The 735-nt window shown below is 32.5% G+C and carries 1 pseudogene; it reads right to left on the reverse strand.

From position 1 onward, the window contains the following. Positions 1-402, reverse strand: a pseudogene (locus A33Q_RS15655) (hypothetical protein); the annotation flags it as partial. Positions 403-735 lie beyond the last annotated feature (333 nt).

Genomic DNA, 735 nt, shown 5'->3' on the forward strand with positions numbered 1-735 from the left:
ATACAAGAATGTTGAAATCATTTTATCTTGATTGATATCAAGTTGATTTGCTTGTTTAGGATAAAGCGCATTTTGGATAAAGAATCCATATTTGTAATCATGCGTAGTACCAAAACTTGCCATGCGTGAATTGTACTTACCTGCTTTAACAATATTTGTGTAATCACTTCTTGAAAATGGGCGACCCTGATGGTCTTCCGAGAATAGATATTGTCTGAGTTCCGGACCTATCTTTTCTAAAAAGTAACGCACGCGCGCAAGTAACGGATAGTTTCTAAGCACACTATGTTGCTTTTGGCGTCTATCAGTTACAAGTAACGTTAAACCAATGATAAGTAACACTAATACTACTGCGACTAATACGATATTAACGATTAGTTGTAGAATTGTAAGTAACGTCATTGTATATTCCCCCCACACCTAATATATTTTGATAGTAAAAAATCCATAAAAAAAGAAAGACACTAGTAGTGTCTTTCAGACTGTCGACAAAGTCCTACGGACTTGTCGGCATTTTTTATTTTTCAATATTTTACATAACAACCTGTTTGCCCATTTCTAGTATAATAATAGTAATAAGATATTGAGGTGATAGTATGCTAAATAAATCTTCCAATAACAGAGAACAATTTGAAATGATTTCAATATCTCAGTTAGTTCCTGATGATCACTTGTTACGTAAAGTTGAAAAAGTCTTAGATCTTAACTTTGTTTATGATTTAGTGAAAGATAAAT

The organism is Indibacter alkaliphilus LW1, from assembly GCF_000295935.2.
Taxonomy (GTDB): Bacteria; Bacteroidota; Bacteroidia; order Cytophagales; family Cyclobacteriaceae; genus Indibacter; species Indibacter alkaliphilus.